Source organism: Methanoculleus sp. 10, from assembly GCF_913757945.1.
Classification (GTDB): Archaea; Halobacteriota; Methanomicrobia; order Methanomicrobiales; family Methanoculleaceae; genus Methanoculleus.
The window spans coordinates 1-2,193 of record NZ_CAJYDP010000021.1 but is presented as its reverse complement, the minus strand read 5'-3'; the positions used below and the strand labels follow the sequence as shown (position 1 = coordinate 2,193).

The 2,193-nt window shown below is 57.5% G+C and carries 4 protein-coding genes; all 4 read left to right on the top strand.

All coding sequences use genetic code 11. The features are described 5' to 3' along the window. The first annotated feature begins 73 nt into the window (after positions 1-73). The gene (locus QZ408_RS14735) at positions 74-1,363 is read left to right on the top strand and encodes an ATP-binding protein (protein ID WP_292492816.1); all 1,290 of its coding nucleotides are present in this window, start codon (positions 74-76) and stop codon (positions 1,361-1,363) included. Positions 1,364-1,441: 78 nt separating this feature from the next. Next, positions 1,442-1,669, top strand: a complete 228-nt coding sequence (locus tag QZ408_RS14730; RefSeq protein WP_292492812.1) for a nucleotidyltransferase domain-containing protein — start codon at positions 1,442-1,444, stop codon at positions 1,667-1,669. Between the two features lie 6 nt (positions 1,670-1,675). Then, complete coding sequence (locus QZ408_RS14725; RefSeq protein WP_292492810.1) at positions 1,676-1,978, top strand: nucleotidyltransferase family protein; 303 nt, start codon at positions 1,676-1,678, stop codon at positions 1,976-1,978. Then, entirely contained in the window at positions 1,975-2,148 is a 174-nt protein-coding gene (locus tag QZ408_RS14720) for a HepT-like ribonuclease domain-containing protein (protein WP_292492807.1), read from the top strand. The genes QZ408_RS14725 and QZ408_RS14720 overlap by 4 nt, the downstream gene beginning before the upstream one ends. Positions 2,149-2,193 lie beyond the last annotated feature (45 nt).

Sequence of the window (2,193 nt, the reverse complement as noted above, 5' to 3'; positions counted from 1 at the left end):
CCGGCCGCCACGTTGATCGGGTTATACCCGACAAAAACAAACGTTTTTGTTGGAATATAACCCAACAAAATGTATGCCCTCGGTCCTCGATCTCCTGGTCGCGCTCAACCCCTGGTGGAACGATAAACCCTTCGAAGCCGGCATCAGGCGGGAGAACTACTTTGCGAAGATACAGAAGTACCTCAAGACCAACGAGATCGTCGTCCTGACGGGGGTGCGCCGTTCGGGCAAGACGACGCTCCTCTTTCAGATCATCGACGACCTCATCCGCAACCGCGGGCTCGATCCGCGGTCGATACTCTTCGTCAACTGCGACGAACCGGAGGTGACTCGCCTCGATAACCCGCTTGAGACCCTGCTTGAAACCTACCGGAGAGATGTCTACAGCGGCGATGCAGCGTATATCATCCTCGACGAGATCCAGACGATCGACGGATGGGAGCGGTGGGTGAAGTCACTCTACGACCGCAAACAGTACTCTCTCATCGTGTCCGGTTCGACGTCCTACCTCCTCGACTCAAACCTCGCAACGCTCATCTCCGGGCGATATCTCCCGGTCCATGTCTACCCCCTCGATTTTGCGGAATACGCGGTCTTCTCGGGGGAAGAACTGCCGCACGATCCCGTCGCGCTCGCGGCGGCGAAGTACCGGTTCCTGAACCTGCTCGGCGAGTACCTCAGGGAAGGGGGGTTCCCGCAGGTTGTCCTTTCAGATGATGAGACGATCCGGCGTGATCAACTCAGAGCATACTACGATAGTATCGTCTACCGCGACATCGTGCGGGTCAACGAGGTGCGCAACCAGAAGGCGCTCGGCGATCTGCTCGCATACTGCATGACAAACGTAACCTCCCCCTACTCCTACCGGAACCTCCAGGAGATGCTCGGCATCGATATCGAGACCGTCAAGGAGTACCTCCACTATGCAGAGCAGGCAAAGATCCTCTTCGAGGTTCCCTACTTCAGTTACTCGCTGAAGGTGCAGAGCCGGAACAACAAAAAGATCTACTGCATCGATAACGGCCTCAGGAACGCCGTCTCGTTCCGGTTCTCGAAAGACGAGGGAAGACTCGCCGAAAATCTCGTCTTTGTCGAACTTATGAAACGAGGTCATGAGGTGTACTACTGGAAGAAGAAAGGCGAAGTCGACTTCGTCGTTAAAAACCCGGATCAGTCGCTCTCGGCCATCAATGTCTCCTACACGGACGCCCTCCCCGAGAGGGAAGAGGGAGCGCTGCTTGAGTTTGCGGACCTGTACGGCACGCGAGTGCAGGAGTGTATCCTCCTCACGAAGGATACAGAGAGAGAGGCAGGGAGGGTCCGGTATATCCCGCTCTGGAAGTGGCTGCTTCGGCAGCGCTGAGCAGGCGCCGGGTCATGGATCGTTGTATCATTCTCCGGGAAGTGAGGTACCTCACCCCGGACAGGGAGAGCAGGCTCTATGGGGATAGGGAGGCGGCGCGTCTCCGCTATCATCCTGTACGGGTCGTTTGCCTCCGGCGACTTCCACGAGGGGAGCGATATCGATTCGTCGTCGCCAGCCTCAACAGGAACAACCGCATTTACGAGGTTCTTGCGAACAACAGAGCGGTCGCGACGGGCAACCCGAACCACAAAGATCGCTTGCATGGTAGGTTTCAAGGGGGTTATCCCCCATACTCTCAGATGAGAGTATATGAAGGACGGGGCAGAGATCTTAGGGCGGGTCATGACCGAGCGGGACCGGATCTGCGAGATAGCCGCACGCCACGGCGCACGGAACATTCGTATCTTCGGCTCCGTGGCGCGTGGGGAGGCGAAGGAGGAGAGCGACCTTGATCTTTTGATCGACCTCGAATCGGATAGGAGCCTCCTCGACCTCGTTGCCCTGAAATCGGATCTGGAGACACTGCTCGGGATCCCCGTCGATGTTGCCGAGCCCCTGACCCTGCACTGGTATATCAGGGACCGGGTGATGGCGGAGGCGGTGGTGCTGTGACGGACGCCACGCTCTACCTGATTCACATCAGGGAGTGTACCGACCGAATCGCGAGGTATACCCGCGGCGGGAAAGAGGCGTTTCTTGCTGATGAGATGATACAGGATGCCGTCCTCCGAAACCTCCAGATTCTCGCTGAATCCACACAAGCGGTCTCGACGAAGACCTGAAAGCAAACCATCCGGAGATCGACTGGCGGGGCATCTCCGGGTTTA

Bases quoted from the DNA above. Each gene is read 5' to 3' on its own strand.
- QZ408_RS14725 (WP_292492810.1), top strand. From the start codon at position 1,676: ATGAAGGACGGGGCAGAGATCTTAGGGCGGGTCATGACCGAGCGGGAC.
- QZ408_RS14730 (WP_292492812.1), top strand. From the start codon at position 1,442: ATGGGGATAGGGAGGCGGCGCGTCTCCGCTATCATCCTGTACGGGTCG.
- QZ408_RS14735 (WP_292492816.1), top strand. From the start codon at position 74: ATGCCCTCGGTCCTCGATCTCCTGGTCGCGCTCAACCCCTGGTGGAAC.